The organism is Kitasatospora sp. P5_F3 (genome assembly GCF_054049135.1).
This window is the reverse complement of sequence record NZ_JBFUMY010000073.1, coordinates 1-26,307: the sequence shown is the minus strand read 5'-3', so window position 1 is coordinate 26,307 and position 26,307 is coordinate 1. Positions and strand designations below refer to the sequence as shown.

At 71.1% G+C, this 26,307-nt stretch carries 27 protein-coding genes and 2 pseudogenes; 24 read left to right on the top strand and 5 right to left on the bottom strand.

The genetic code is table 11. The features are described from left to right. On the bottom strand, positions 1-598 hold a 598-nt coding region (locus ACXJMZ_RS30550; protein ID WP_457033264.1), incomplete at its 3' end, for an EamA family transporter. A 122-nt stretch (positions 599-720) separates the two neighbouring features. Between ACXJMZ_RS30550 and ACXJMZ_RS30545 the strand changes: the two genes are divergently transcribed. Continuing rightward, entirely contained in the window at positions 721-1,296 is a 576-nt protein-coding gene (locus tag ACXJMZ_RS30545; RefSeq protein ID WP_457033263.1) for a helix-turn-helix domain-containing protein, read from the top strand. Positions 1,297-1,303: 7 nt separating this feature from the next. Here ACXJMZ_RS30545 and ACXJMZ_RS30540 read toward each other — a convergent pair whose 3' ends face one another. Together ACXJMZ_RS30540 and rpmG are read right to left on the bottom strand one after the other, a co-directional pair. Further along, positions 1,304-1,552: a type B 50S ribosomal protein L31 gene (locus tag ACXJMZ_RS30540; RefSeq protein ID WP_457033262.1), complete on the bottom strand. Its 249-nt coding sequence runs from the start codon at positions 1,550-1,552 to the stop codon at positions 1,304-1,306. Between the two features lie 27 nt (positions 1,553-1,579). Continuing rightward, entirely contained in the window at positions 1,580-1,744 is a 165-nt protein-coding gene (rpmG, locus tag ACXJMZ_RS30535) for a 50S ribosomal protein L33 (RefSeq protein ID WP_457033261.1), read from the bottom strand. A gap of 110 nt (positions 1,745-1,854) precedes the next feature. Between rpmG and rpmB the strand changes: the two are divergent. Both rpmB and rpmF read left to right on the top strand, forming a co-directional pair. Next, positions 1,855-2,073 (top strand): annotated as a pseudogene (gene rpmB, locus ACXJMZ_RS30530) (50S ribosomal protein L28); the annotation flags it as partial. A 187-nt stretch (positions 2,074-2,260) separates the two neighbouring features. Next, positions 2,261-2,425, top strand: a complete 165-nt coding sequence (gene rpmF, locus ACXJMZ_RS30525; protein ID WP_457033267.1) for a 50S ribosomal protein L32 — start codon at positions 2,261-2,263, stop codon at positions 2,423-2,425. Here rpmF and ACXJMZ_RS30520 read toward each other — a convergent pair. Beyond that, positions 2,417-3,529, bottom strand: a pseudogene (locus tag ACXJMZ_RS30520) (MFS transporter); the annotation flags it as partial. The gene rpmF and the pseudogene ACXJMZ_RS30520 overlap by 9 nt on opposite strands. A 136-nt stretch (positions 3,530-3,665) precedes the next feature. Here ACXJMZ_RS30520 and ACXJMZ_RS30515 point away from each other — a divergent pair. From ACXJMZ_RS30515 to ACXJMZ_RS30485, 7 genes are all read left to right on the top strand, one after another. Next, complete coding sequence (locus ACXJMZ_RS30515) at positions 3,666-4,538, top strand: winged helix-turn-helix transcriptional regulator (protein ID WP_457033260.1); 873 nt, start codon at positions 3,666-3,668, stop codon at positions 4,536-4,538. 116 nt (positions 4,539-4,654) lie between these two features. Beyond that, complete coding sequence (locus tag ACXJMZ_RS30510; RefSeq protein WP_457033259.1) at positions 4,655-6,898, top strand: phosphatidylinositol-specific phospholipase C domain-containing protein; 2,244 nt, start codon at positions 4,655-4,657, stop codon at positions 6,896-6,898. A gap of 77 nt (positions 6,899-6,975) precedes the next feature. Then, positions 6,976-8,088, top strand: a complete 1,113-nt coding sequence (locus ACXJMZ_RS30505; RefSeq protein WP_057228140.1) for a M24 family metallopeptidase — start codon at positions 6,976-6,978, stop codon at positions 8,086-8,088. Between the two features lie 73 nt (positions 8,089-8,161). After that, positions 8,162-8,725 (top strand): elongation factor P, encoded by a 564-nt coding sequence (gene efp, locus ACXJMZ_RS30500; protein ID WP_057228138.1) that lies wholly within the window; start codon positions 8,162-8,164, stop codon positions 8,723-8,725. 2 nt (positions 8,726-8,727) lie between these two features. Next, positions 8,728-9,168 (top strand): transcription antitermination factor NusB, encoded by a 441-nt coding sequence (gene nusB / locus ACXJMZ_RS30495; protein WP_057228136.1) that lies wholly within the window; start codon positions 8,728-8,730, stop codon positions 9,166-9,168. A 127-nt stretch (positions 9,169-9,295) separates the two neighbouring features. Continuing rightward, entirely contained in the window at positions 9,296-10,111 is an 816-nt protein-coding gene (locus tag ACXJMZ_RS30490; protein WP_457033258.1) for a thioesterase family protein, read from the top strand. A 264-nt stretch (positions 10,112-10,375) separates the two neighbouring features. Next, on the top strand, positions 10,376-11,242 hold the full coding sequence (locus tag ACXJMZ_RS30485) for a hypothetical protein (protein ID WP_457033257.1): 867 nt from the start codon (positions 10,376-10,378) through the stop codon (positions 11,240-11,242). Between the two features lie 232 nt (positions 11,243-11,474). On the opposite strand, the gene bldD is transcribed toward ACXJMZ_RS30485, so the two are convergent. After that, on the bottom strand, positions 11,475-11,978 hold the full coding sequence (gene bldD, locus ACXJMZ_RS30480) for a transcriptional regulator BldD (RefSeq protein WP_057228131.1): 504 nt from the start codon (positions 11,976-11,978) through the stop codon (positions 11,475-11,477). A gap of 307 nt (positions 11,979-12,285) precedes the next feature. Between bldD and pyrR the strand changes: the two genes are divergently transcribed. The 14 genes from pyrR to ACXJMZ_RS30410 all read left to right on the top strand — a co-directional run. After that, a complete protein-coding gene (gene pyrR, locus ACXJMZ_RS30475) occupies positions 12,286-12,894 on the top strand; it encodes a bifunctional pyr operon transcriptional regulator/uracil phosphoribosyltransferase PyrR (protein WP_057228129.1) in 609 nt (202 codons plus the stop codon). 77 nt (positions 12,895-12,971) lie between these two features. After that, positions 12,972-14,276, top strand: coding sequence for a dihydroorotase (locus ACXJMZ_RS30470; protein ID WP_457033256.1), 1,305 nt, complete (start codon positions 12,972-12,974; stop codon positions 14,274-14,276). Between the two features lie 50 nt (positions 14,277-14,326). Continuing rightward, on the top strand, positions 14,327-14,833 hold the full coding sequence (locus ACXJMZ_RS30465; RefSeq protein ID WP_457033266.1) for a PH-like domain-containing protein: 507 nt from the start codon (positions 14,327-14,329) through the stop codon (positions 14,831-14,833). Continuing rightward, positions 14,830-16,005 carry a glutamine-hydrolyzing carbamoyl-phosphate synthase small subunit gene (gene carA, locus ACXJMZ_RS30460; RefSeq protein ID WP_457033255.1) on the top strand — a complete coding sequence of 392 codons (1,176 nt, stop codon included), beginning with the start codon at positions 14,830-14,832 and terminating at the stop codon, positions 16,003-16,005. The genes ACXJMZ_RS30465 and carA overlap by 4 nt, the downstream gene beginning before the upstream one ends. A gap of 2 nt (positions 16,006-16,007) precedes the next feature. Then, positions 16,008-19,316: a carbamoyl-phosphate synthase large subunit gene (gene carB / locus ACXJMZ_RS30455; protein ID WP_457033254.1), complete on the top strand. Its 3,309-nt coding sequence runs from the start codon at positions 16,008-16,010 to the stop codon at positions 19,314-19,316. Between the two features lie 73 nt (positions 19,317-19,389). Next, positions 19,390-20,532, top strand: a complete 1,143-nt coding sequence (locus ACXJMZ_RS30450; RefSeq protein ID WP_457033265.1) for a quinone-dependent dihydroorotate dehydrogenase — start codon at positions 19,390-19,392, stop codon at positions 20,530-20,532. A 6-nt stretch (positions 20,533-20,538) separates the two neighbouring features. Continuing rightward, complete coding sequence (locus tag ACXJMZ_RS30445; protein ID WP_457033253.1) at positions 20,539-21,393, top strand: dihydroorotate dehydrogenase electron transfer subunit; 855 nt, start codon at positions 20,539-20,541, stop codon at positions 21,391-21,393. Further along, positions 21,393-22,352, top strand: coding sequence for a dihydroorotate dehydrogenase (locus ACXJMZ_RS30440; protein ID WP_457033252.1), 960 nt, complete (start codon positions 21,393-21,395; stop codon positions 22,350-22,352). Before ACXJMZ_RS30445 ends, ACXJMZ_RS30440 begins: the two co-directional genes overlap by 1 nt. Before the next feature lie 10 nt (positions 22,353-22,362). Further along, positions 22,363-23,196, top strand: a complete 834-nt coding sequence (gene pyrF, locus ACXJMZ_RS30435) for an orotidine-5'-phosphate decarboxylase (RefSeq protein ID WP_457033251.1) — start codon at positions 22,363-22,365, stop codon at positions 23,194-23,196. Between the two features lie 282 nt (positions 23,197-23,478). Beyond that, entirely contained in the window at positions 23,479-23,805 is a 327-nt protein-coding gene (gene mihF, locus ACXJMZ_RS30430; protein WP_457033250.1) for an integration host factor, actinobacterial type, read from the top strand. Between the two features lie 72 nt (positions 23,806-23,877). Beyond that, positions 23,878-24,435: a guanylate kinase gene (gene gmk / locus ACXJMZ_RS30425; protein WP_457033249.1), complete on the top strand. Its 558-nt coding sequence runs from the start codon at positions 23,878-23,880 to the stop codon at positions 24,433-24,435. 59 nt (positions 24,436-24,494) lie between these two features. Continuing rightward, positions 24,495-24,731: a DNA-directed RNA polymerase subunit omega gene (rpoZ, locus tag ACXJMZ_RS30420; RefSeq protein WP_457033248.1), complete on the top strand. Its 237-nt coding sequence runs from the start codon at positions 24,495-24,497 to the stop codon at positions 24,729-24,731. Between the two features lie 41 nt (positions 24,732-24,772). Next, complete coding sequence (gene coaBC, locus ACXJMZ_RS30415; protein WP_457033247.1) at positions 24,773-25,981, top strand: bifunctional phosphopantothenoylcysteine decarboxylase/phosphopantothenate--cysteine ligase CoaBC; 1,209 nt, start codon at positions 24,773-24,775, stop codon at positions 25,979-25,981. Between the two features lie 138 nt (positions 25,982-26,119). Continuing rightward, positions 26,120-26,307: S-adenosylmethionine synthetase N-terminal domain-containing protein (locus ACXJMZ_RS30410; RefSeq protein WP_457033246.1), on the top strand; the 188-nt coding region annotated here is incomplete at its 3' end.

Here is a 26,307-nt window from a genome sequence, read left to right as displayed (position 1 = left end):
CGGCCGGCCGCCGACGGTACGTCAGCGCGAGCGCAGCGCCGCCGACCACGGAGTTGCAGACCCGTTGCACAGCAAGTGCGAGCAGCAGGCCGCCGTCGGCCGAGGCGTACGCGATCAGCACCATCACGGCGCCGAAGCCGAAGGCCGCGCCGAGGGTGAGCGCCACCGTCCGCCCGACGGCGGCCGGGCCGCCGCGCTGCGGGCCGCCCGCCAGCACCACGCCCAGCACGGCGACGGCGATGCCGGCGAACTGGACCGGCCCCGGCCGCTCGCCGAGCAGCAGACCGGCCCCGACCGGCACCACGACGCCGACGGCGGCCAGCGGGGAGACCACGCCCATCGGTCCGAGTGCCAGTGCCCGGTAGAAGGCGAACATCGCGAACGGCCCGACCACCCCGGCCGCGACGGCGTACCAGAGCGCGGGGGAGAGGTCGGCCAGGCCGCCGGTGGCGACGACGGCGAGCACCAGCACGACGGCGGCGGCGAGCTGGGAGGTGACCACCACGGTGAGGGCGGGCAGCCGCCGGGTCAGCGAGCCGCCACCGAAGTCCGCCAGGCCCCAGAGCAGGCTGGCGGCGAGCGCCAGGACGGCGGTCATGAGACGGTGGGCTTCTGGAACAGCATGCTGCACCTCGCGGTTCAGTGGAGTGGACCGAATCGAGCATAGTGCAGCAGAGTGAACTGTGTGGAACATTATTTTCGACTGGCTAGGATGCCCACGTGCCGGACCCCGACGTCATCTCCCAGGCCCTCGCCCGCAACCTGAAGCGGCTGCGCACCGAGCGCGGGCACACCCTCGACGCGATGGCCGCCCGCTCGGGCGTCAGCCGGGGCATGATCGTGCAGATCGAGCAGGTCAGGACGAATCCGAGCGTCGGCATCGTGGTCAGGCTGGCCGACGCACTGGGCGTGAGCATCGCCCGGCTGCTCGACTACGACGACACCTCGGTGGTGAAGATCGTGCCCGCCGAACAGGCGGTGCCGCTCTGGTCCAGCCCGGCCGGCGGCCGGGGCGTGCTGCTGAACGGCACCGAGGCGCCGGGCCCGCTGGAGCTCTGGCAGTGGGAGATGCTGCCGGGCGACGCGCACAGCTCCGACGCGCACCCGGCGGGCACCGCCGAGCTGGCCCGGGTGGACCAGGGGCAGCTGACCCTGGTGCTGGACGGCCACGAGCACCTGGTGCCGGCCGGCTCCACCGCTTCCTACGGGACGGACTACCCGCACGGCTACCGCAACGACGGCACCGAGCCACTGCGCTTCACGCTGGTGGTCTCGGTGCCGCCGCCCGCCCGCTGACCGGGCGTCACTTCTTCGGGCCGTACCGCCGCTCGAACAGCTCGACCCGGCCTGCGGTGTCGAGCACCCGCGACTTGCCGGTGTAGAACGGGTGGCTCGCGGAGGAGACCTCCACGTCCACCACCGGGTAGGTGCGACCGTCCGACCACTCGACGGTCCGGGTGCTGGTCAGGGTCGACCTGGTCAGGAAGGTCAGCCCGCCCGACTTGTCGCGGAAGACGACCGGGCGGTAGGCGGGGTGGATGCCGGACTTCATGGTGGTGCTCCCTCGGTTCTGTGGTGGTCAGCGCTCTTCGCGGAACGGCACGTGCTGCCGAGCGACCGGGTCGAACTTGCGCAGGGTCAGCCGGTCCGGGTCGTTCCGGCGGTTCTTCCTGGTCACGTACGTGTAGCCGGTGCCGGCGGCCGACCTCAGCTTGATGATCGGGCGCAGTTCGTTGCGGGCCATCTGGTCCTCCTGGTGGGCTCGTCCTCGACTATAGCGAAATGACAATCATTTTCAAGTTGGGTAACGTAAGTCCGGTCCTGCCCATTCCGCAGACCCTTCGGAGCACCCGCATGTCCGCGCACTGCCGGCTGCCCGGCCGCCTGCCCGGCTTCGGCAACGCCATCTCGCACTCGCATCGCCGCACCAGGCGGCGCTTCGACCCGAACATCCAGCGCGAGCGCTTCTGGCTGCCCAGCGAGGATCGCAACGTCCGGCTGACGCTCAGCGCGGCCGGGATCAAGTCAACTGCACCCCACGGCGCGGCCGGCGCGGCTCGGTACGGGCGAGCTCACCCGGTCCGCGCTCGGCGGCTTCGACGTGGCGGCCGCCCGGGACCGGGGCGACCCTGCCGTCGCGCTGCTCCCGCAGGAGCAGGACGAGGCGGGGGTGGCCACTGTTCACCGGCGTCCGGTCGGCACGTCCGGCCCCCGCCATCCACCGACCGACACCCGTCGACCTCCGAGGAGCACGTCAGACATGGCCGTCCCCAAGCGCAAGCTCTCCCGCAGCAACACCCGTCACCGCCGGGCCAACTGGAAGGCCACCGCCCCGCAGCTGACCCCGGTCACCGTCGACGGCCGCGAGTTCCTGGTCCCGCGCCGGCTGGTCCGCGCCTACCGGCGAGGGCTGCTCACCCCGTGACGCCCGCCCGGGTGCGGCGGTCAGCAGGACGGCCGCACCCGCGAGCAGGCCGAGCCCGGTGCAGAGCGGCCAGAGCAGCCCCGGCGCGGCCTGGTACACCGCGCCGCCCAGCGCCGGGGCGAGCACGGTGCCGCTGACCGAGGCTCCGGCGTACAGGCTCTGGAAGCGGCCCTGCAGATGGGCGGGCGCGCAGTCCGCCACGTATGCGGTGGCCGGGGTCTTGTAGAGGATCTCGCCCGCGGTGAGCAGCACCATCATGGCCACGGCGGCCCAGACGAAGGCGCCCGGCAGCAGGGCCGCGTACCCGAGTCCGACCAGCACCAGCCCGGCGCCGATGATCCGCAGCGGGGCCTGGTTGCGCAGGGCCACGGCGGCGGGCAGCTCCAGGCAGAGGATCACGCCGCCGTTGATCGCCATCAGTGCGCCGTACACGCCGGTGCCGATGCCGTGGTCGCCGAGGAAGACCGGCAGCGTCGAGTACTGCTGGCGGTAGACGGTGTCGATCACCACGATCGCGGGCAGCAGCACCAGCAGCGCGGGCCTGGCCCGCAGCGACTGCCACACGCCGGGCCCGCCGACCGCCACGGCGGCCCGCTCGGCCGGGCTCGGGTCGGCGCTGAGCACCTTGGCCGCGTATGCCGCGAAGAGCAGGGTGCCGACGCCGTCGGCCACGAACAGCCAGCCGTACGAGAACCGGGTGGCGATCAGTGCCCCGAGCGGCGGCCCGACGGTGAAGCCGGCGTTCGCGGCGAAGCGCATCACCGCGATGCCCTGGCGCCGCGCCCCGGGCGGTACGGCGGCCGCGACCAGGGTGGAGTTGGCGGCCCGGACCGCCCCGGAGGCGTACTTGCAGAGCGGCAGTACCACCAGCAGCGCGGCGATCGGCAGGACGCTGAGGAAGAGCAGGCCGGTACCGGACACGACGGAGGCGGCCAGCAGCGTACGGCGATGGCCGAACCGGTCGCCGAACCAGCCGCCGGTGAAGTTCCCGGCGATCAGGCCCGCGCCGCCGATCCCAGCGACCAGACCGGCCTGGGCGACGCCCAGCCCGCGCTCGGCGGTCAGGTAGACGAAGAGGTAGACGAAGGTGAAGGCCACCACCATGTTGACGAAGATCCCCGCCGACAGCAGCCAGACGGTCCTCGGTACCTGCCGCACGCGCGCCCCCTAGTGAGTTCCTTTGGGGAACTGACTATGTCAGCATGGGAAGGTGGGGGTCAACGCGAGAGCGGGAGGACGGATGCCCAGACGGGGTGGCCCCGGCGACGACAACTGCGCCATCGCCCAGTCGCTGGACGTGGTCGGCGACACCTGGACGCTGCTGATCCTGCGCGACGTGGCGCGTGGGCTGCACCGCTTCGACCTCCTGCAACACGAACTCGGCCTGTCCCGCAAGGTTCTGACGGAGCGTCTGCACCTGCTGGTGGACGCCGAGGTGCTGACCCGCGAGCCCTACCAGGACCGGCCGCCCCGGTACGAGTACCGGCTCACCCCGCGCGGGCGGGCCCTGCTGCCCGTGCTGGTCGCGCTCCAGGACTGGGGCGACACCTGGCTGCTCGGCCCCGGCGAGCCGACCGCCACCACCGCCGAGACCTCGAAGGAGGCCGAGCGGGTGCACGCCCTGCTCGGCACCCGGGTGCCCGAGCTGCTGCTCACCGACACCACCGGGCAGCTCCGCGATCCGGTCTCCGGCACCACGGTCCTGTACTGCTTCCCCGGCGCCTTCGTCCGCCCGGAGTCCTATCCGCCCGGCTGGGCCGCCGTCCCCGGTGCGGCCGGCTGCACCCTGGAGTCCCGTACCTACCAGGCCAGGCTGGCGGAGTTCGCCGCGGCCGGCGCCACCGTGCACGGCGTCTCCACCCAGCGCACCGACGAACAGCGCGCCTTCGCCGAGGCCGAGGGGCTGGATTTCCCGCTGCTCTCCGACGCGGGCCTCGAACTCACCGCCGCCCTGCGCCTGCCCACCGTCCGGGCCGGCGGCACCACCCGGCTCAAGCGCCTCACCCTGGTGATCGGCCCCGACCGGGTGGTCCGCTCGGTGCTCTACCCGGTCCCGGACATCCTGGCGAGCGTCGACGCCGCCCTGCTGACGGCCGGTGAGATCGCGCGGTAGCAGAACCGCGGGGGTCCTGGCGGCCCTGATTCGCTGCCCGAACGGCCGTTGACCGGCTCGGCGGGGCCCGGATTGGATCGGTGGACCAATCTCCCACCGAAAAAGGGTTCCCCGCCGTGGCTCCACCGAAGTCCCGCTTCTCCCGGGCGGCTCGCGCCGCACTGGTCCTCGTCGTCCTCGCGGCGCCCGTCGCGGGGGCGCACACCGCCTCGGCGGAGAGCGTCGTCGTCCTCCCGGCCGCGGTGAACCCGCAGAACTGGATGTCCGGCGTCACGGACACCACGAAGCTCAGCGCCATGACCATCCCGGGCACGCACGAGACGCTGGCCATCCACGGCGGCATGTTCGTGCAGACCCAGTACGACTACGGCGACAGCGGTGCGACCCTGGGGCGCCAGCTGAACAGCGGCATCCGGGCGATCGACATCCGGGTCCGGGTGGTCGACGGCGGGTTCACCATCCACCACGGCGCGTACTACCAGAACGCGGTCTTCGACGACGTGCTCGGCCAGGCACGGAACTTCCTGGCGGAGCACCGTTCCGAGACCGTCCTGCTGCGCCTCCACTCGGAGTGCGGGGGCGACACCCTCGCGTCGCCGGGCAGCTGCGTGGACTATCCGTACAAGGCCACCCAGGCCGAGCGGATGGCGATCCTCGACCGGTACGTCGGACAGAACGCCGACCTCTTCTACGACAAGTCGGTCGTCAAGCCCACACCGGCCGGGAACGACACCTACTTCGCCCACAAGGCGGAGATGCCCCAACTCTCCGACGTGCGCGGCAAGATCGTGCTCACCAACTTCGAAGGTCCCGGCGGGGGCGACTACGGCTACGGCATCGAGGGCTACACCGACCACAAGGGCGACCTCGACACGGCCGCCGGCATCGACCAGAAGTGGGAGGCCGTCCGGACCCACCTGGACGCGGCCGCGAACTCGACCGCCGGCATGTACGTCACCTACACCTCGGCGTCCACGGCCGAGCACACGCCGGACGGCTTCGCCAACGGCGAGTACCGGATGATCGGCCCGCGCGAGCGGGTCAAGATCGAGGGCATCAACAGCAAGCTGGGCGGCTACCTCGCCACCGCCGACGCGTCCAAGCAGCTGGGCGCCGTCATGATGGACTTCCCCACCGCGAGCGTGATCGACCCGCTCATCACCCGCAATCTCTTCCTCGCGGGTCCGAACAAGCCGGTCTTCCTCGCCACGCCGCCGTCCCGGTACTCCCTGGAGAACGCGTACTCCTACCTCGCCGGTGACCTAGACCGGTACGGCAGCGGCACCGACCTGCGGGTGCCGCAGAGCTACCGGGGCGGCTACTTCGACGACCCCTCCTTCGGCCCGGACGGCTTCCAGGCCAGCTTCACCTACGACAACGCGCTGGTGGTCGCGGCCTTCCTGCAGCGCGGCAACTCCGACGACGTCGGCCGCGCCACGGCCCTCGGCGACAGCCTGCTGTACGCCCAGGCCCACGACATCGTGCCGGACGGCCGGCTGCGCGCCTCGTACGAGCCCAACCCCTTCGTCACCGCCTCGGGCGCACCGTACGTCGGCGGCTTCTCGGTCTACACCGGCAACATGGCCTGGGCCGGGATGACGTTCACCCGGCTCTACCACGCCACGGGTCAACAGCGGTTCCTGGACGGCGCGTTGAAGGCCGCCAACTGGATCCAGAGCAACGCGGCGGACAGCCGGGGCGCGGGCGGCTACACCGGTGGGCTGCGCAACACCGACGAGACCGGGGCGGAGATGATCCCGATCAGCTGGAAGGCCACCGAGCACAACATCGACACCGGGGCGTTCTTCAAGATGCTCGCCCAGGTCACCGGGGACAGCGCCTGGAAGACCCGGTCCGCCAACGCCTTCGCCTTCGTCCGCACCATGCAGGCCGCCAACGGGCACCTGTGGACCGGCACCGGCCTGGACGGCGTCACGATCAACGAGGACGTCGAGCCCGAGGACGTCCAGACCTGGAGCTACCTGGCCACCAAGGACCCGGCGTACGCGCCCGCCGTGGACTGGGCGGCGGGGCGGATGGCCGCCACCGACGGCGGGTTCACCGGCGTCAGCTTCAGCGGGGTGGACACCAGCAAGGTCTGGTTCGAGGGCACCGCGCACCTGGCCGCCGCCTACCGGGCCCGCAACGCCCCGGGTGACGCGGAGAAGGCGACCACCCTGCTGGCCTCCATCGCGGCGGCCCAGACCAACGCCCCCAACAACGACGGCCGCGGCATCGTCGCCGCCTCCAGCGACGGCCTGCAGACCGGGGAGGGCGACATCTACTACGCGGCCCTGCACACCGGCGCCACCGCGTGGTACCTGATCGCCGCCCAGGGCGGGAACCCGTTCGTCCTGTAGGGAGATGCCGGCTCCCGGGCGTTCCGATCGGGTGCGCTCGGGAGGCGGCTTCGGCCCCGGCTTCTTAGGCTCGGGGCATGGTTGAGGCATACGCGGCACGGCGGGAACGGCTGAGGGAACACTGCAGTGCCTCGGGGGCCGACGCCGCGCTGGTCACCCGCGCGGCGAACGTCCGCTACCTCACCGGCTGCGCGCCCTGCGGCGCCACCCTGCTGCTCACCCGGGACCGCGCCGTGCTGGCACTGCCCGACGACCTGCCGCCGGACGACACCGGTGAGCACCTGCTGCCGGACGACCCCGAGGTCGCCCGGCTGCCGGTGGCCGGGGGCGCCGACACCGCGCTGGCCGCCGCCGAGGCGGCGGGCCGGCTCCGGGTACGGGATCTCGCGGTCGAGGAGCACGACCTGACGGTCAGCCGGCACCGCGGGGTCGCCGGGCTGGCCGAGGGCGTCAACCTCAAGGACCTGGCCCGGGCCGTCGAACAGCTGCGCGTGGTCAAGGACGAGCACGAGATCGCCGACCTGCGGATCGCCGCCGAGATCGCCGACCAGGCACTCGGTGAGCTGCTGGAGTCGATCCTGGTCGGCCGGACCGAGCGCCACCTGGCGATGGAGTTGGAGCGCCGCATGATCGACCACGGCGCGGACCGAGCCGCCTTCCCGGTCTCGGTCGGCACCGGCAGCCACTCGGGACAGGAGTTCCACCTGCCCACCGACCGCCGGGTGGAGGAGGGCGACTTCCTGACGGTGGTGCTCGGCGCCCAGTACCGGGGCTACGGCGTCTCCACCGCCCGGACCTTCGTGATCGGCGCGGCTCCGGCGCCCTGGCAGGTCGAGCTGCACCGGCTGGTGTTCCGGGCCCAGCGGGCCGCCCGGGAGGCGCTCGGCCCCGGCGTTCCGCAGCACGTACCCGACCAGGCGGCCCGCGAGATCCTCCAGTCCGGGGGGCACACGGAGAGCTCTGCGCACCCGCTCGGTCACGGCATCGGTCTGGAGATCCGGGAGGCGCCGCGTCTCGGGCCCGCGGACATGGGTAAACTGGACAATCGCGTGCCGGTCACCGTCGGTCCCGGGGTACACATCCCGGGTAAGGGTGGGGTCCGGATCGAGGACACGCTCGTGGTTCGCTCCCTCGAAGAGGGCGGGCCCGAGCTGCTCACCATCACTACCAAGGAGCTCCTCGCGCTGTAGCCGCCCCAGGGCGGTTGCGGTTGTGCGCAATCCCTTGGTTCCTTGACAGCTATATCCAGGAGTAAGTGCGCCCGTGGCTTCCACGAACGATCTCAAGAACGGCATGGTTCTCAAGCTGGACGGCGGCAAGCTGTGGTCCGTCGTCGAGTTCCAGCACGTCAAGCCCGGTAAGGGCCCGGCCTTCGTGCGCACGAAGCTCAAGGAGGTCCTGACCGGCAAGGTCGTCGACAAGACCTTCAACGCCGGCACCAAGGTCGAGACCGCCAACGTCGACAAGCGTGGGATGCAGTTCTCCTACAAGGACGGCGAGCAGTTCGTGTTCATGGACACGGACACCTACGACCAGATCATGGTCGACCCGAAGGTCGTCGGCGACGCCGCCGACTACCTGCTCGAGGGCTTCGAGGCCCTGGTCGCCATGTACGAGGGCTCCGCCATCTACATCGAGCTCCCGGCCTCCGTCGAGCTGGTCATCTCGCACACCGAGCCCGGCGTGCAGGGCGACCGCTCCACCGGCGGCTCCAAGCCGGCCACGCTGGAGACCGGCGCCGAGATCGCCGTCCCGCTCTTCATCGTCACCGGCGAGAAGATCAAGGTCGACACTCGCGACGGCAGCTACCTGGGCCGGGTCAAGTAAACGTGTCAGCTGCGCGCACCAAGGCCCGTACGCGGGCCTTCCAGATCCTCTTCGAGGCCGACCACCGTGGTGTCGACCCGCAGCGGGTGCTCGCCGACTGGATCGCGCGCTCGCGCGAGCCCAAGCCGGACGAGGGCATCCCGCAGGTGGCCGAGTACACCATGCAGTTGATCGAGGGATACGTCCAGCACGCCAGGAAGATCGACGACCTGATCTCCACCTACGCGGTGGGCTGGACCCTGGACCGGATGCCGATCGCGGACCGCAATGTCCTGCGCCTCGGTACCTACGAGCTGATCTGGGAGGACGGCGTTCCGGACGCGGTCGTCCTGGACGAGGCCGTGGAGATCGCCAAGGAGTACTCCACGGACGACTCCCCGGCCTTCGTGAACGGTCTGCTCGCCCGCTTCCTGGAGCTCAAGCCGACCATCCGTCGCGACTGACGCTCCGTCGAAAATGCCGCCGCCCCTTTGTGGGGACGGCGGCATTTTCGTGTTCCGCCGGGTGAGGGAGCTGGCGTATGTTTGGCTACCGACGGGTAACTCTTTTGGCGAGAGGGCGGCTCCACCCATGACCACCGCGACACGCAGCGAGTTCGACCAGGGCATCGCCCTCAGCCAGGACGGGCCAGGCAGCTACCGGGGCGAGCTCGGCGAGGGCTGGCAGATCGGCGGCGGGGTCAACGGCGGCCTGCTGCTCGCGGTGGCGGGCCACGCACTGTCGATGGAGCACCCCGAGCACCCCGACCCGGTCTCGATCAGCGGCTACTACCTCTCGGCCTCCCGGCCGGGGCCGGTGGAGGTGCGGACCGAGTCGGTACGGCGCGGGCGTTCGCTCTCGACCGGCACCGCCTCGCTGTTCCAGGACGGCGAGGAGCGGCTGCGGGTGCTCGCCACGTACGGGGACCTGGCGGAGCAGGACGGCGAGGTGCGGACGGGCGCCGTGCCGTTCGAGATGCCGCCGCCGGAGCAGTGCATCGGGGTCGAGCACGCACCCCCGCAGCTGATCGAGCAGGCCGCCCTGCTGGATCGGTTCGACCTGCGGCTGGACCCGGCGACGGTCGGCTGGGCGGTCGGCGCACCGTCCGGCAACGGCTGCATCCAGGGCTGGTTCCGGCTGGCGGACGGGCGGGAGCCCGACCCGTTGCAGCTGCTGCTGGTCGCGGACGCGCTGCCGCCGGTGACCTTCGACCTCGGCCTGCCGGGGTGGGCGCCGACCATTGAACTGACGGTCCATCTGCGGGCCCGCCCTGCGGCGGGCTGGCTCCGGGTCAGGCACTCGACCCGCAACCTGGCCGGCGGGTACTTCGAGGAGGACGCCGAGGTGTGGGACTCGACGGGGCGGCTGGTCGCACAGTCCCGCCAGCTGGCGCGGGCGCCTCGATAGGCAGCTCCCGAGGTTGCACTGCCCAGGGGCTCGGGGAACTGCGAGGAGATCTGGCGCTCGGGTCACTGCGAAAGTGCCTGACCGCCTACGCACGGATCACCCTTGACGAGGTCGGCGTCGCAGTTCCCCGAGCCCCTGGTGGTGCCTGGCGGGGCGCAGCCTTTTCATCACGGTCAGTTACAGAGCTGTGACACCTGGTGCGTGTGCGACCCCGGGTGGCGGGGAGGTAGAGGGCAAGCACCCGTCCACCCCCAGGAGCCCCCGATGAGCCGCAACGGTCGCACCCCCCGTTCCTCCCGCTGCACCGCCGCCGGCCGTTCGGCCCGGCAGGAGGAGCAGGCGTTCGTGACGGGCATCCTGACCAGTCGGGCGGACTTCGAGCGGGCGCGGGAGTGGCAGCTGGTCGAGGCGGCGGACTACGACAGCTATCTGCTGGACACCGCCGTGCTGCTGGACGAGGCGCGGCGGACCTTCGGGCTGGTGCAGGCGCGGATGTTCCACCCGGAGGACTTCGCGGACTTCTGCCTGCTGCACGGGCTCGACCCGGTGGAGCCGGGTTCGCGGGACCGGTACCTGGTCAATCCGCCGCTGCAGACCCAGTTGCTGCCGTACCAGGGGGAGGAGCTGACGGGTGACTTCGTCCCGCGTCTGATCCGGGCCAGGGAGAGCGGTCTGACGCTGCGCCATGCGGACCTGCTGGTGGACGGCGGGCTGTTCGAGCCGGACGAGGAGACCGATCCGGCGGTGAAGCGGGCGTACCAGTCGGCGGCCGAGCTGTTCCGGCGGATGCTGGTGGGGGCCGGGGCGGGGACGTACCAGTTCCGCTGTGCGGTGGAGGGGCCCGGGGGCAGGCTGACCGCCGAGGCCAAGATCCTGCACTGGGAGGACGGCGTGGTGCGGATCAACGACGAGGATCTCGACCTGGTGGTCGCGGTGCTCTGTGCCGGGCTCTACCGCGAGCTCCCTGGTGCGGCGGTGCTGCACGGGACGCAGGGCTCGGCGGGAGCCTGCGGCGAGTACCGGCAGGTCTCGTGGGCCTGGCAGAGCACCGGGGCCGGCTACCGGCCGGCCACCGCGCGGCTGGCGGGGATCCAGGCGGAGCCGGGCTTCAGCCTCGGCTCGGTCTGCTGATGGGGAACGGCCGACGGCGGGGTGGGTGAGGGCCTGTCTGACGATTCCCGCCGGGGCCGACCCGCCCGGCACGCACGCTCGCCGCACGGCCGAAACGCCCAGGTAGCTCCGCTACGAGGGCGCCCCGGCCGCACGCCGATCGCACGCACCGAACGACCCGGCCTGATCCGACGCGAATCGTCAGACAGGCCCTGACCCGCCCCGCCGTGACGTTTCTGCACCTGGCGTCAGGTCAGCCGGCGTCCTCGTCCCGCACCGCGCGGCGCGCGTCCGGGTTCAGCACGCCCCAGCTGATCAGCTGCTCGGTGAGGATCGAGGGGGACTGGTCGTAGATCACGGCCAGCGTGCGCAGGTCGTCCTGACGGATCGACAGCACCTTGCCGTTGTAGTCCCCGCGCTGGCTCTGGATGGTGGCGGCGTAGCGCTGGAGCGGGCCGGCCTTCTCGGACGGCACCTGGGTCAGTCTCTCCAGGTCGAGCACCAGGCGCGGCGGCGGCTCGGCCGCGCCACCCGGCGTACCACCGGGCAGCAGCTCCTGCACCGGCACACCGTAGAACTCGGCCAGCTCGGCGAGGCGCTGCACCGTGACCGCGCGGTCCCCACGCTCGTACGAGCCGACCACCACGGCCTTCCAGCGCCCCTGGGACTTCTCCTCGACGCCGTGCAGGGAGAGCCCCTGCTGAGTGCGGATCGCCCGGAGCTTGGCCCCGAGCTGCTTCGCGTAGTCGCTGGACATTGGTCTCCCCGGACGAGATTGCTTCGCGTTGAGTGTGAGTCACGAGCAGCGAGCGGTTCAGCCGCAGTTTCCGGCCGCGTTACCAATGGGTTCGACGGCCGTCTCGTAACTCACTGTGAGGTTACGTAGAGTGAGTAGTTGCGTCAAGCCGAATGGGGCAGTCGTGCGAACGACACCCGCAGGTCGGGGCGGCGGGCGGCGGTGATCGCGCTGTTAGGATGACGGTGGCTTCCGGCGCGACCGGGGGTCGTCCACAGACATCCTTTAAAGCCCGTCCAGTGAGGCGGGGAAGGAGGTCGGCTTCGGCATGACCACACACACTGACACCGCGCGTCCCCCGCACCAGGTGCTGGACGCCACCGACGTCGCCCGGGTGATCACCCGGATCGCGCACGAGATCGTCGAGCGCGCCAAGGGCGCGGAGGACGTCGTGCTGCTCGGCATCCACACCCGCGGGGTGCACCTCGCCCGTCGGCTGCACGCCAAGCTGGCGCAGATCACCGGCCGCGACATACCGCTCGGCACCCTGGACATCACGATGTACCGGGACGACCTCCAGCTGAAGCCGGCCCGCGCGGCCGAGCACACCGAGATCCCGCCCGGCGGGATCGAGGGCAAGCTGGTGGTCCTGGTCGACGACGTGCTGTTCTCCGGCCGCACCATCCGGGCCGCGCTCGACGCGCTCAGCGACATCGGCCGCCCGCGCGCCGTGCAGCTGGCCGTGCTGGTCGACCGCGGCCACCGCGAGCTTCCGATCCGAGCCGACTACGTGGGCAAGAACCTGCCGACCTCGCTGCGCGAGGCGGTCCAGGTGCAGCTCTCCGACGTGGACGGCCGGGACGCCGTCCTGGTCGGCGACCGCGACTACGCGGCCCGGTCCTCGCAGGCACTCGCCACCCAGCGCTCCGGGGAGTAGCGGCCGTCGGCGCACCAAGCACGATGCGCCCGTCCGCGATGCCCGGCACCCACGCACCGACCTCCCGGAGTACAGCTGTGACCAGCTATCTGATCCGTAACGCCCAGATCCTCGGCGGCGCCCCGCAGGACCTGTACCTCGCCGACGGCGTCATCGCCGAGATCGGCACCGGCCTGACCGTCGAGGCCGATGTCGACATCGACGCCCGCGGCCTGATCGTGCTGCCCGGCCTGGTGGACCTGCACACCCACCTGCGCCAGCCCGGCAAGGAGGACGCCGAGACGGTCCTGACGGGCACTCAGGCCGCCGCCAAGGGCGGCTACACCGCCGTGCACGCGATGGCCAACACCACTCCCACCGCCGACACGCCCGCCATCGTCGAGCAGGTGTGGCAGCTCGGCCGCGACTCCGGCTACTGCGACGTGCACCCGGTCGGTGCCGTCACGGTCGGCCTGGAGGGCAAGCAGCTGGCGGACCTGGACGGCATGCACCGCTCGGCCGCCGCCGTCCGGGTCTTCTCCGACGACGGCAAGTGCGTGGACGACCCCGCGCTGATGCGCGCCGCACTGGAGTACGTGAAGACCGTCGACGGTGTGGTGGCCCAGCACGCGCAGGAGCCCCGGCTGACCGAGGGCGCCCAGATGAACGAGGGCACCGTCTCCGCCGAGCTGGGCCTGCCGGGCTGGCCGGCCGTGGCGGAGGAGGCGATCATCGCCCGGGACGTGCTGCTCGCCTCGCACCTCGGGGCCCGGCTGCACGTCTGCCACCTGTCGACCAAGGGCTCGGTGGAGATCGTCCGCTGGGCCAAGGCGCAGGGCTGGGACGTCACCGCCGAGGTGACGCCGCACCACCTGCTGCTCACCGACGAGCTGGTGCGCACCGAGGACGCCGCCTTCAAGGTCAACCCGCCGCTGCGCACCGAGGCCGACGTGCGGGCGCTCCGTTCCGCGCTGGCCGACGGCACCATCGACGCGGTGGCCACCGACCACGCGCCGCACCCGGACGCCGACAAGGACTGCGCCTGGGCGGTCGCCGCGATGGGCATGGTCGGTCTGGAGACCGCGCTCTCGGTGGTGCAGCAGACCATGGTCGAGAGCGGCCTGCTGAACTGGGAGGGCGTCGCGGACCGGATGTCGCACCGCCCGGCCCGGATCGGCCGGCTGACCGGCCAAGGGCGTCCCGTCTCGGTCGGCGAGCCTGCCAACCTGGTGCTCTTCGATCCCGGCTACCGTGGGACCGTGACTGCCGACACCTTCGCCACCCGTAGCCGGAACACCCCCTTCAAGGGCCTTGAGCTGCCCGGGAGGGTGCACGCCACCTTCCTGCGCGGCGAGGCCACCGTGCTGGCCGGCGAGCTCGCCGAGCTGGGTGCGGCCAAGTGATCGCGCAGGAGAAGGCACAGATCACCGACTGGTCCCCCTACCTGGGCTGGATGGTCGGGCTCGCGATCCTGGTCGGGCTGGTCTACTGGCTGATGCGGCAGGGCTGGAACTGGCGCCGCACCCTGCAGTCCGACCTGCCGCCGCTGCCGGAGCTGCCCACCGACCCGGGCACCGCGCTGCTGGAGAGCACCGGCCGCTACCACGGATCCACCACCGCAGGGAACTGGCTGGACCGGGTCGTCGCGCACGGCCTCGGCACCCGCAGCCTGGCCGAACTGACCCTCACCGAGCGGGGCCTGTTGGTCCGTCGCCCCGGTGACGTGGACTTCTGGATCCCGGCCGACAGCCTGACGGCGGCCCGGACCGACTCCGGGATCGCGGGCAAGGTGATCCCCGGCGGGCTGCTCGTCCTCACCTGGCAGCTCGGGGACACCGCGCTGGACTCCGGCTTCCGGGCCGACCATGCCGAGCAGCACACCGCCTGGGTCGAGGCGGTCGACGACCTTGTGACACGACGTACGACGAAGACGAAGAAGACGGAAGAGGCCATCTCATGACCGCACCTGCCCCCACCACCGAGCGCCACAGGCGGGAGCGAGTGCCCGCCGTGCTCGTCCTTGAGGACGGCCGTACCTTCCGCGGGCAGGCGTACGGCGCGGTCGGCGAGACCTTTGGCGAGGCGGTCTTCAACACCGGCATGTCCGGCTACCAGGAGACCCTGACCGACCCCTCGTACCACCGCCAGGTGGTCGTCATGACGGCGCCTCAGATCGGCAACACCGGCTGGAACGACGAGGACGACGAGTCGAAGCAGATCTGGGTGGCCGGTTACGTGGTCCGTGACCCCTCCCGGGTCGCGTCCAACTGGCGCTCGCAGCGCTCGCTGGACGAGGAGCTGACCAACCAGGGCATCGTCGGCATCAGCGGCATCGACACCCGGGCGCTCACCCGGCACCTGCGCGAGCGCGGGGCGATGCGGGTCGGCATCTTCTCCGGCCCCGCGCTGGCGGACGAGGCCGAGCTGCTGGCCCGGGTCGGGCAGGCGCCCGAGATGAAGGGCGCCGACCTGTGCGCCGAGGTCGCCACCAAGGAGACCTACGTCGTCCCGGCGATCGGCACGAAGAAGTACACCGTCGCCGCGCTGGACCTGGGCATCAAGGGCATGACCCCGCACCGGATGGCCGAGCGCGGCATCGAGGTGCACGTCTTCCCGGCCAACTCCACGGTCGAGGAGCTCTACTCGGTGAACCCGGACGGGGTGTTCTTCTCGAACGGCCCCGGTGACCCGGCCACCGCCGACCACCAGGTCTCGGTCGCCCGCGAGGTGCTGGCGAAGAAGACGCCGTTCTTCGGCATCTGCTTCGGCAACCAGATCCTCGGCCGCGCGCTGGGCTTCGGCACCTACAAGCTCAAGTACGGCCACCGCGGCATCAACCAGCCGGTGCAGGACCGCACCACCGGCAAGGTCGAGGTCACCGCGCACAACCACGGCTTCGCCGTGGAGGCGCCGCTGGACAAGGTGAGCGACACCCCGTTCGGCCGCGCCGAGGTCTCCCACGTCTGCCTGAACGACGACGTGGTCGAGGGCCTGCAGTGCCTGGACACCCCCGCGTTCTCGGTCCAGTACCACCCGGAGGCCGCCGCCGGTCCGCACGACGCGGCTTACCTCTTTGATCGCTTTGTCGACCTGATGGCCGGCGCCCCGGCCCGCACCACCGCAGGGAGCTGACCGTGCCGAAGCGCACTGACATCAAGTCCGTCCTGGTGATCGGCTCCGGCCCGATCGTCATCGGCCAGGCCGCCGAGTTCGACTACTCCGGCACCCAGGCCTGCCGCGTCCTGCGGGCCGAGGGCCTGCGGGTCATCCTGGTGAACTCCAACCCGGCCACGATCATGACCGACCCGGAGATCGCCGACGCCACGTACGTCGAGCCGATCACCCCGGAGTTCGTCGAGAAGATCATCGCCAAGGAGCGCCCCGACGTGCTCCTGCCGACCCTCGGTGGGCAGACCGCGCTGAACACCGCGATCTCGCTGCACGAGAACGGCGTGCTCGCCAAGTACGGCGTCGAGCTGATCGGCGCCAACGTCGAGGCGATCCACAAGGGCGAGGACCGCCAGCTCTTCAAGGGCGTGGTCGAGGCGGTCAACGCCAAGATCGGCCACGGCGAGTCGGCCCGTTCGGTGATCTGCCACTCGATGGACGACATCATCAACGGCGTGGAGACGCTGGGCGGTTACCCGGTCGTGGTCCGCCCGTCCTTCACCATGGGCGGCGCCGGTTCCGGCTTCGCGCACGACGAGGACGAGCTGCGTCGGATCGCCGGCCAGGGCCTGGCCCTCTCGCCGACCACCGAGGTGCTCCTGGAGGAGTCCATCCTCGGCTGGAAGGAGTACGAGCTCGAGCTGATGCGCGACAAGAACGACAACGTCGTGGTGGTCTGCTCGATCGAGAACTTCGACCCGATGGGCGTGCACACCGGTGACTCGATCACCGTCGCCCCGTCGATGACCCTGACGGACCGCGAGTACCAGACGCTGCGCGACATCGGCATCGCGATCATCCGCGAGGTCGGCGTCGACACCGGCGGCTGCAACATCCAGTTCGCGATCAACCCGGACGACGGCCGGGTCATCGTGATCGAGATGAACCCCCGGGTCTCCCGCTCCTCCGCGCTGGCCTCCAAGGCCACCGGCTTCCCGATCGCCAAGATCGCGGCCAAGCTGGCGGTCGGCTACACGCTGGACGAGATCCCGAACGACATCACCGAGAAGACCCCGGCCTCGTTCGAGCCCTCGCTCGACTACGTCGTGGTCAAGGTGCCCCGGTTCGCGTTCGAGAAGTTCCCGAGCGCCGACGCCACGCTGACCACGACCATGAAGTCGGTCGGCGAGGCGATGGCGATGGGCCGCAACTTCCCCGAGGCGCTGAACAAGGCACTGCGTTCGCTGGAGAAGAAGGGCTCGCAGTTCTCCTGGATCGGCGAGCTCGGCGACAAGGACGAGCTGCTGACCAAGGCTCAGGTCCCGACCGACGGCCGGATCAACACCGTGATGGACGCGATCCGGGCCGGGGCCACCCAGCAGGAGGTGTTCGACGCCACCAAGATCGACCCCTGGTTCGTCGACCAGCTGTTCCTGATCGACGAGATCGCGGTCGAGCTGGCCGAGGCCGAGCGCCTCGACCCCGAGCTGCTCCGGCACGCCAAGCGGCACGGCTTCTCCGACCAGCAGATCGGTGAGATCCGCGGCCTCAAGGCCGACGTGGTCCGCGAGGTGCGGCACGCGCTGGGCATCCGTCCGGTCTTCAAGACCGTGGACACCTGCGCCGCCGAGTTCGCCGCCAAGACCCCGTACTTCTACTCGTCCTACGACGAGGAGAACGAGGTCGCCTCCCGCACCAAGCCCGCCGTGATCATCCTGGGCTCGGGCCCGAACCGGATCGGTCAGGGCATCGAGTTCGACTACTCCTGTGTGCACGCCTCCTTCGCGCTCAGCGAGGCCGGGTACGAGACCGTGATGGTCAACTGCAACCCGGAGACCGTCTCCACCGACTACGACACCTCCGACCGGCTCTACTTCGAGCCGCTCACCCTGGAGGACGTGCTGGAGATCGTGCACGCCGAGCAGCAGGCAGGACCGCTGGCGGGCGTCATCGTCCAGCTCGGCGGCCAGACCCCGCTCGGCCTGGCCCAGGCGCTCAAGGACAACGGGGTGCCGATCGTCGGCACCCAGCCCGAGGCGATCGACCTGGCCGAGGAGCGCGGCGCGTTCGGCCGGGTGCTGCGCGACGCGGGCCTGCCCGCGCCCAAGCACGGCACCGCCTTCTCCTTCGAGGACGCCAAGGCGATCGCGGACGAGATCGGCTACCCCGTGCTGGCCCGCCCGTCGTACGTGCTCGGCGGCCGCGGCATGGAGATCGTCTATGACGAGCCGTCACTGGCCTCCTACCTGGAGCGGCACGCCGGTCTGATCTCCGAGCACCCGGTGCTGATCGACCGCTTCCTGGACGACGCGGTCGAGATCGACGTGGACGCGCTCTTCGACGGCGAGGAGCTCTACCTCGGCGGCGTGATGGAGCACATCGAGGAGGCCGGCATCCACTCCGGCGACTCGGCCTGCGCGCTGCCCCCGATCACCCTGGGCGGCTACGACATCAAGCGGCTGCGGGTCTCCACCGAGGCGATCGCGCGCGGTGTGGGCGTCCGGGGCCTGATCAACATCCAGTTCGCGCTGGCCGGGGACATCCTGTACGTGCTGGAGGCCAACCCGCGCGCCTCCCGCACCGTGCCGTTCACCTCCAAGGCGACCGCCGTGCCGCTGGCCAAGGCCGCCGCCCGGATCTCGCTCGGCGCCACCATCGCCGAGCTGCGCAAGGAGGGCCTGCTCCCGGCCGAGGGCGACGGCGGCACGCTGCCCGCCGACTGCCCGATCTCGGTCAAGGAGGCCGTGATGCCGTGGAGCCGCTTCCGCGACATCCACGGCCGGGGCGTGGACACCGTGCTCGGCCCGGAGATGCGCTCCACCGGCGAGGTGATGGGCATCGACAAGGTGTTCGGCACCGCGTACGCCAAGGCGCAGGCCGGTGCGTACGGTGCGCTGCCGACCTCCGGCAAGGTCTTCGTCTCGGTCGCCAACCGCGACAAGCGCAACCTGGTCTTCCCGGCCCGGGCGCTGGTCGAGATGGGCTTCGAGGTGCTCGCCACCTCCGGCACCGCCGAGGTGCTGCAGCGCGGCGGCATCCCGTCCACCGTGGTGCGCAAGCACAGCGAGGGCCCGGGCCCGGACGGCGAGCGGACCATCGTGCAGCTGATCCACGACGGCGAGGTCGACCTGATCATCAACACGCCGTACGGCACCGGTGGCCGGCTCGACGGCTACGAGATCCGTACCGCCGCCGTCTCGCGCGGGGTCCCGTGCCTGACGACCGTTCAGGCGATGGGCGCGGCCGTCCAGGGCAGCGCGGCGCTGGTGCGCGGTGACATCGGGGTGATGTCGCTCCAGGAGCACGCGGCGCTGATCAACGCGGGCCGTAAGTAGTCAGATCCTCGTGGGGGGCACACCGCACAGTGGGGTGCCCCCCACACCCATGTCCAGGAAGGCTCAACTCGCCGTGTACAAGCTCCTGTTCGACCTGGTCTTCAAGAAGATGGACCCGGAGAAGGCGCACCACCTCGCCTTCTTCTGGATCCGGCTGGCCGCCTCGGTGCCCGGACTGCGGCAGCTGGTGAAGGCGGTACTGGCCCCCCGGGACCCGGCGCTGCGCACCGCCGCGCTCGGGCTCGACCTGCCGGGCCCGTTCGGCCTCGGGGCGGGCTTCGACAAGAACGGGATCGGCATCGACGGCCTGTCGATGCTCGGCTTCGACTTCGTCGAGATCGGCACCGTCACCGGTGAGCCGCAGCCGGGCAACCCGGCGCCGCGGCTGTTCCGGCTGGTCGAGGACCGGGCGCTGATCAACCGGATGGGCTTCAACAACCAGGGCTCGGCCCGGGTCGCGGCCCGGCTCAAGGCCCGCCCGCACACCACCTCCACCCCGGTGATCGGCGTCAACATCGGCAAGACCAAGCTGGTCGAGGAGGTCGACGCGACCGCCGACTACGTGAAGAGCACCGAGCGGCTGGCGGAGTACGCCGACTACCTGGTGGTCAACGTCTCCTCGCCGAACACCCCCGGGCTGCGCAACCTGCAGACCGTCTCGACGCTCGGCCCGCTGCTGGTGGACGTCCGCCGGGCGGCCGACCGGGCCACCCCGCACCACGTGCCGCTGCTGGTGAAGATCGCCCCCGACCTGGCCGACGAGGACATCGACGAGATCGCCGACATGGCGCTCCAGATCGGCCTGGACGGCATCATCGCCACCAACACCACGATCGGCCGGGACGGGCTGCAGGAGTCCGCCGCGCGGATCGAGGAGATCGGCATGGGCGGGCTGTCCGGCGCCCCGCTGAAGGCGCGTTCGCTGGAGGTGCTGCAGCGGCTGCGGGCCAGGACCGAGGGCCGGCTGGTGCTGGTCGCGGTCGGCGGCATCGAGACCGCGGACGACGCCTGGGAGCGGATCGTGCACGGGGCCGACCTGGTGCAGGGGTACAGCGCTTTCGTCTACGAGGGGCCGTTCTGGATGCGGCGGATGCACAAGGGGCTGTCGGCGCGGCTTCGGGCGAGTGGGTTCACGTCGATCGCGGAGGCGGCGGGGGGAAGTGACAGGGGGTCGTCCGGTTTGGCAGAGTGCAGCGCGAGTCTGCCGGAAAGGTGAGTTCTGATGGCCCATCCAGTTCAGACCGAGGCCGAGGTGGTCGAGTCCGCCCCGGCCGGGGCGTACCGGCGGCTGGTGCTCCGGGCACCCGAGGCGGCACCCCGGGTCAGGCCCGGGCACTTCGCCGCACTGGCGGTCGGCGGGCCTGGGTCCTCGATGCTGCTGCGGCGGGCCTTCTCGATCCACCGGGCCGATGTCGAGGCGGGCACCGTCGAGCTGGTGGTCGCCGAACACGGCGCGGGGACACGGGAGTTGGTCCGCAGTCGGGTCGGCGACCGGCTCAGCCTGATCGCCCCGCTGGGCACCCCCTTCCCGCTGCCCGAGGGCCCGGTCAGCGCGCTGCTGGTGGCCGTCGGCTACGGCAGCGCGCCGCTGTTCCCGCTCGCCGAGGAGATCAAGCGGCGCGGCGGGCAGGTCGGCTTCATCCTCGGCGCGGCCACCGAGTCGCGGCTGTTCGGGGTGGAGGCCGCCCGGGCGCTCACCCAGGACGTGCTGGTGGTCACCGAGGACGGCTCGGCCGGGCTGACCGGCCTGGTCACCGGCGTCCTGGCGCAGGCGATCCAGGCGATCGATGCCACCGTGGTGCACGCCTGCGGCCCGATGCCGATGCTGCGCGCGGTGACCGGGATCGCCGAGGAGCTGGGCACCCGCTGCTGGACCTCCGTGGAGGTGGAGATGGCCTGCGGCGTGGGCATCTGCATGACCTGCGTGCTGCCGGTGGTCGGCGAGGACGGGGTCAGCCGGTTCGTCCGCTCCTGCACCGACGGGCCGGTCTTCGACGGGGCCAGGGTGCGTTGGGCGGACCTCGGCACTGTCCCCGCCGACCTGGAAGGCGCCGCCGCGATGGGGGTGCGGGGCTGATGGCGCCTCAGCAGGTCGACCTGACCGCCCCGTTCGGCGCCCGTACCCTGCCCAACCCGCTGACCACCGCCTCCGGCTGCGCCGGGTACGGGCGGGAGCTGGCCAAGTTCGTCCCGCTGGACGAGCTGGGCTCGGTCACCACCAAGACGATCATGCCGTACGCCCGGTCCGGCCGGGCCACGCCCCGGATGGCCGAGACGCCGTCCGGGATGCTCAACTCGATCGGTCTGCAGGGCGCCGGGATCAAACACTTCGTCAAGCACGAACTGCCCTGGCTGGCCGAGCGCGGCGCCCGGGTGCTGGTGTCGATCGCGGGGGAGCGGCTGGAGGAGTTCGCCCAGGTCGCCGAGCAGCTCAACGGGCAGCCTGGAGTGATCGGCCTCGAGGTCAACATCTCCTGTCCGAACGTCGCCGACCGGGGCCTGGTCTTCGCCTGCAACCCGGCCACCTCCTACGACGTGGTGCGGGCGGTGCGCCGGGTGGCCGACGCCGAGCTGCCGGTCTACGCCAAGCTCTCGCCCGACGTCACCTCGATCACCGAGATCGCCGCCGCCTGCGTCCAGGCCGGCGCGGACGGCCTCTCGATGATCAACACCACCCTCGGGATGGCGATCGACCCGGTCACCATGCGCCCGGCGCTGGCCGGGATCACCGGTGGCCTGTCAGGACCGGCGATCCGGCCGCTCGCGGTCCGCTGCGTGTACCAGGTGCACGCGGAGATGCTGGCCGGACGCATCCCGCAGGTCCCGATCCTCGCCATGGGCGGGCTGCGCACCGGCCTGGACGCGCTGGAGTTCGCCCTCGCCGGGGCCTCCGGTGTCGCCGTCGGCACCACCCTGTTCAACGACCCGGCCGCCCCGCTGCGCATCCTCGACGAGCTGCGCACCGAGCTGGCGGCCCGGGATTTCACCAGTTTCACCGATGCGGTGGGGTACGCCCACCGCCCTGCCGCCAGCTGAAAGGCCGTCCATGACCCTCGCTCCCTTCGGTGCCCGCCTGCACACCGCCCTGGAGACCCGTGGCCGGCTCTGCGTCGGCATCGACCCGCACGCCTCGCTGCTCACCGCCTGGGGCCTGAACGACGACCTCGCCGGTCTGGAGACGTTCAGCCGCACGGTGGTGGAGGCGCTGGCCGGGGAGGTCGCGGTGCTCAAGCCGCAGGCCGCCTTCTTCGAGCGGTTCGGCTCCCGGGGCGTCGCGGTGCTGGAGCGCTCGGTCGCCGAGGCCAGGGAGGCCGGGGCGCTGGTGCTGATGGACGCCAAGCGCGGCGACATCGGCTCCACCATGGCCGCGTACGCCGAGGCCTTCCTCTCCCCGGACCGCGCGCTGTTCTCGGACGCCCTGACGGTCAGTCCGTACCTGGGCTTCGGCTCGCTGCAGCCGGCCGTGGACCTGGCCCGGGCGAACGGCTGCGGCCTGTTCGCGCTGGCGCTCACCTCCAACCCGGAGGGGCACGAGGTGCAGCGCGCGGTCGGCGCCGACGGCGTTAGCGTGGCCCAGGGCGTGCTGAACCGGCTGGCGGCGGAGAACAAGGGCGCCGAGCCGCTCGGCTCGTTCGGCGCGGTGGTCGGCGCGACGCTGGCCGAGTCCGGGGCGGACCTCGCCATCAACGGCCCGCTGCTGGCCCCCGGCGTCGGTGCCCAGGGGGCGACGGCGGCCGACCTGCCCCGGGTGTTCGGCGACTCGGTGCGCAACGTGGTGCCCAGCGTGAGCCGCGACATTCTCAAGCACGGCCCCTCGGTGGCGGCCCTGCGGGCGGCCTCCGCGCGCTTCGTCGAGGAGATCGCGGCCGCGGTGAAGTAGTCCGTTGTACGTGAGGAGCGTCACACCGGCCGCCCGGACGGGCCGTCAGGCCGGTTGATTTGCCCGGAAAAGTCCTGGTCGACCTTGGCTGACCAGGACTTTTCGTGTTCTTCTCCTGACGTGCGGCCTCAAGTTGGGTAGTGTCCGGCGGGAGGTCACCGAAGGGCGGCGAAAATTGCCGCTCTCGCAGGTCAGAGCCGTTGGTTCGGGCTGCGATCGGTGCGCTTCAGGCACCAACCAGTCATAGCTCATCCCTTCCTTCCACACCCTGAGGTGAACGGCGTGGCTCTTCCGCCCCTTACCCCTGAACAGCGCACCGCTGCGCTCGCCAAGGCTGCCGAAGCCCGGCGGAAGCGCGCCGATGTGAAGGCCAAGCTGAAGCACGCCGGCGCTTCGCTGCACGACGTGATCAAGGCGGGCAAGGCCGATGACGAGGTCATCGGCAAGATGAAGGTCTCCGCACTGCTGGAGAGCATGCCGGGCGTCGGCAAGGTCCGCGCCAAGCAGATCATGGAGCGTCTGGGTATCTCCGAGAGCCGTCGGGTCCGCGGCCTCGGGACGAACCAGATCGCCTCCCTGGAGCGGGAGTTCGGCAGCACCGCCGCCTGAACCACCGCTTGACCGACACCGGGTCGCGACCCGGTGGTGCCCGGACCGTCCGCGATCCGGGATAATCGGTGCATGAGTGAACGTCCGCGGCTGACCGTGCTCTCCGGCCCTTCGGGGGTCGGCAAGAGCACGGTCGTCGCTCATCTGAGGAAGCAGCACCCCGAGCTCTGGCTCTCGGTGTCGGTGACCACCCGGCATCCGAGGCCCGGCGAGAAGAACGGGGTGCACTACTACTTCGTCGACAACGACGAGTTCGAGAAGCTGATCGCCAACGGCGAGCTGCTCGAGTGGGCCGTCTTCGCCGGGAACCGGTACGGCACCCCGCGTGCGGCGGTGCTGGAGAAGCTGGAGAACGGCGTCCCGGTGCTGCTGGAGATCGACCTCCAGGGTGCCCGGCAGGTCCGCGAGTCGATGCCCGACGCGCGGCTGGTCTTCCTGGGCCCGCCGAGCTGGGACGAGCTGGTCCGCCGGCTCACCGGCCGGGGCACCGAGCCGCAGGACGTGATCGACCGTCGGCTCGAGGCCGCGAAGGTCGAGCTGGCTGCCGAGAGTGAGTTCGACACGACCCTTGTCAACAGGTCGGTCGAGCAGGTAGCAACCGAACTGCTAACCTTGCTCGGTGTAGCCTGATCAGCTCATGTTGATCTGATCAGCATTCTGTCTTTCTCATCTTTGCGGAAGGTTTTCGCGTGTCCTCTTCCATGACCGCGCCCGAGGGCATCATCAACCCGCCGATCGACGAGCTGCTCGAGGCCACGGACTCGAAGTACAGCCTGGTGATCTACGCCGCCAAGCGCGCCCGTCAGATCAACGCGTACTACTCCCAGCTCGGCGAGGGTCTCCTCGAGAGTTCGCTCCGGCGGGCCCTTCCGTGTGTCCTGCGTGTGTCCAGGGCCATGGTGCGGCGCGGATCTGATGCGCCGTAGGGTTGGGGCTGGTCCCGCCCGTACGGCAGAGAGAGCCCGCGATGAATGCCAGCCCGCCCCAGGTCGTTCTCGGCGTGAGCGGCGGCATCGCCGCGTACAAGGCCTGTGAGCTGCTGCGCCGGTTCACCGAGTCGGGGCACCAGGTGACCGTGGTGCCGACCGCCGCCGCGCTGCACTTCGTCGGCGAGGCCACCTGGGCGGCGCTGTCCGGCCGCCCGGCCGCCACCGAGACCTGGGAGCGGGTGCACGAGGTCCCGCACGTGCGGATCGGCCAGCAGGCCGACCTGGTGGTGGTGGCCCCGGCCACCGCCGACCTGATGGCCAAGGCCGCCCACGGGCTGGCCGACGACCTGCTCACCAACACCCTGCTGACCGCGCGCTGTCCGGTGGTGCTGGCCCCCGCCATGCACACCGAGATGTGGGAGCACCCCGCCACCCAGGAGAACGTTGCCACCCTGCGCCGCCGGGGCGTGATCGTGCTGGAGCCCGCCGTCGGCCGGCTCACCGGCGTCGACACCGGCAAGGGCCGGCTGCCCGAGCCCGCCGCGATCTTCGAAGCCTGCCGCCGGGTGCTGGCCCGCGGCGAGCTGACCGCCGACCTGACCGGCCGCCATGTGGTGGTCTCGGCCGGCGGCACCCGGGAGCCGCTCGACCCGGTCCGCTACCTGGGCAACCTGTCCTCCGGCAAGCAGGGCTACGCGCTGGCCGTCACGGCCGCCGCCCGGGGCGCCAGGGTCACCCTGCTCTCCGCCAACGCGACGCTGCCCGACCCGGCCGGGGTGGACGTGGTGCACGTCTCCACCGCGCTGGAGCTGCGCGAGGCGGCGCTGAAGGCGGTGGCCGACGCCGACGTGGTGGTGATGGCCGCCGCGGTGGCCGATTTCCGCCCGGCCGAGTACGCCACCGGAAAGATCAAGAAGGTGGACGGCGTGGAGCCCGCGCCGGTCGCCCTGGTCCGCAATCCCGACATCCTGGCCGAGCTCTCCGCCCACCGGGCCCGTTCCGGCCAACTTGTGGTGGGATTCGCCGCCGAGACCGACGACGTACTCGCCAACGGCCGGGCCAAACTGGCCCGAAAGGGCTGCGATCTGCTGGTCGTCAACGAAGTGGGCGGGGGTAAGGCATTCGGGCAGGACACCAACTCCGCAGTTCTGCTCAGCGCGGACGGCGCGGAGGCCGAGATTGCCGACGGGCCCAAGGAATCGCTGGCCGACGCGGTCTGGGACGCCGTGGTGGCCCGGCTCGGTTGAGGAGTTCGATCCGTCTCACTTGTTGAGGGGATTGCCGCAGCCCGATAGCCGACCGTTACACTCCAGGGATCAGAGTCTTTCCGGATGCCCGGACAACCGGGCATTCAGTCAGCAGCCGCTGCAACCCCAGGGAGCGCTGTGTCTCGCCGCCTGTTCACCTCGGAGTCCGTCACCGAGGGACACCCCGACAAGATCGCTGACCAGATCAGCGACACCATCCTGGACGCGCTTCTCGCGGCCGACCCGAAGTCCCGGGTCGCCGTGGAGACGCTGATCACCACCGGCCTCGTGCACATCGCCGGTGAGGTCACCACCAAGGCCTATGC

Coding starts and splice junctions, on each gene's coding strand:
- coaBC (WP_457033247.1), top strand. CDS start 24,773: ATGAATGCCAGCCCGCCCCAGGTCGTTCTCGGCGTGAGCGGCGGCATC.
- pyrF (WP_457033251.1), top strand. CDS start 22,363: ATGACCCTCGCTCCCTTCGGTGCCCGCCTGCACACCGCCCTGGAGACC.
- rpmF (WP_457033267.1), top strand. CDS start 2,261: ATGGCCGTCCCCAAGCGCAAGCTCTCCCGCAGCAACACCCGTCACCGC.
- pyrR (WP_057228129.1), top strand. CDS start 12,286: ATGACCACACACACTGACACCGCGCGTCCCCCGCACCAGGTGCTGGAC.
- gmk (WP_457033249.1), top strand. CDS start 23,878: ATGAGTGAACGTCCGCGGCTGACCGTGCTCTCCGGCCCTTCGGGGGTC.
- ACXJMZ_RS30465 (WP_457033266.1), top strand. CDS start 14,327: ATGGTCGGGCTCGCGATCCTGGTCGGGCTGGTCTACTGGCTGATGCGG.
- bldD (WP_057228131.1), bottom strand. CDS start 11,978: ATGTCCAGCGACTACGCGAAGCAGCTCGGGGCCAAGCTCCGGGCGATC.
- ACXJMZ_RS30445 (WP_457033253.1), top strand. CDS start 20,539: ATGGCCCATCCAGTTCAGACCGAGGCCGAGGTGGTCGAGTCCGCCCCG.
- carA (WP_457033255.1), top strand. CDS start 14,830: ATGACCGCACCTGCCCCCACCACCGAGCGCCACAGGCGGGAGCGAGTG.
- ACXJMZ_RS30540 (WP_457033262.1), bottom strand. CDS start 1,552: ATGAAGTCCGGCATCCACCCCGCCTACCGCCCGGTCGTCTTCCGCGAC.
- ACXJMZ_RS30490 (WP_457033258.1), top strand. CDS start 9,296: ATGACCACCGCGACACGCAGCGAGTTCGACCAGGGCATCGCCCTCAGC.
- ACXJMZ_RS30515 (WP_457033260.1), top strand. CDS start 3,666: ATGCCCAGACGGGGTGGCCCCGGCGACGACAACTGCGCCATCGCCCAG.
- ACXJMZ_RS30440 (WP_457033252.1), top strand. CDS start 21,393: ATGGCGCCTCAGCAGGTCGACCTGACCGCCCCGTTCGGCGCCCGTACC.
- ACXJMZ_RS30505 (WP_057228140.1), top strand. CDS start 6,976: ATGGTTGAGGCATACGCGGCACGGCGGGAACGGCTGAGGGAACACTGC.
- rpmG (WP_457033261.1), bottom strand. CDS start 1,744: ATGGCCCGCAACGAACTGCGCCCGATCATCAAGCTGAGGTCGGCCGCC.
- ACXJMZ_RS30485 (WP_457033257.1), top strand. CDS start 10,376: ATGAGCCGCAACGGTCGCACCCCCCGTTCCTCCCGCTGCACCGCCGCC.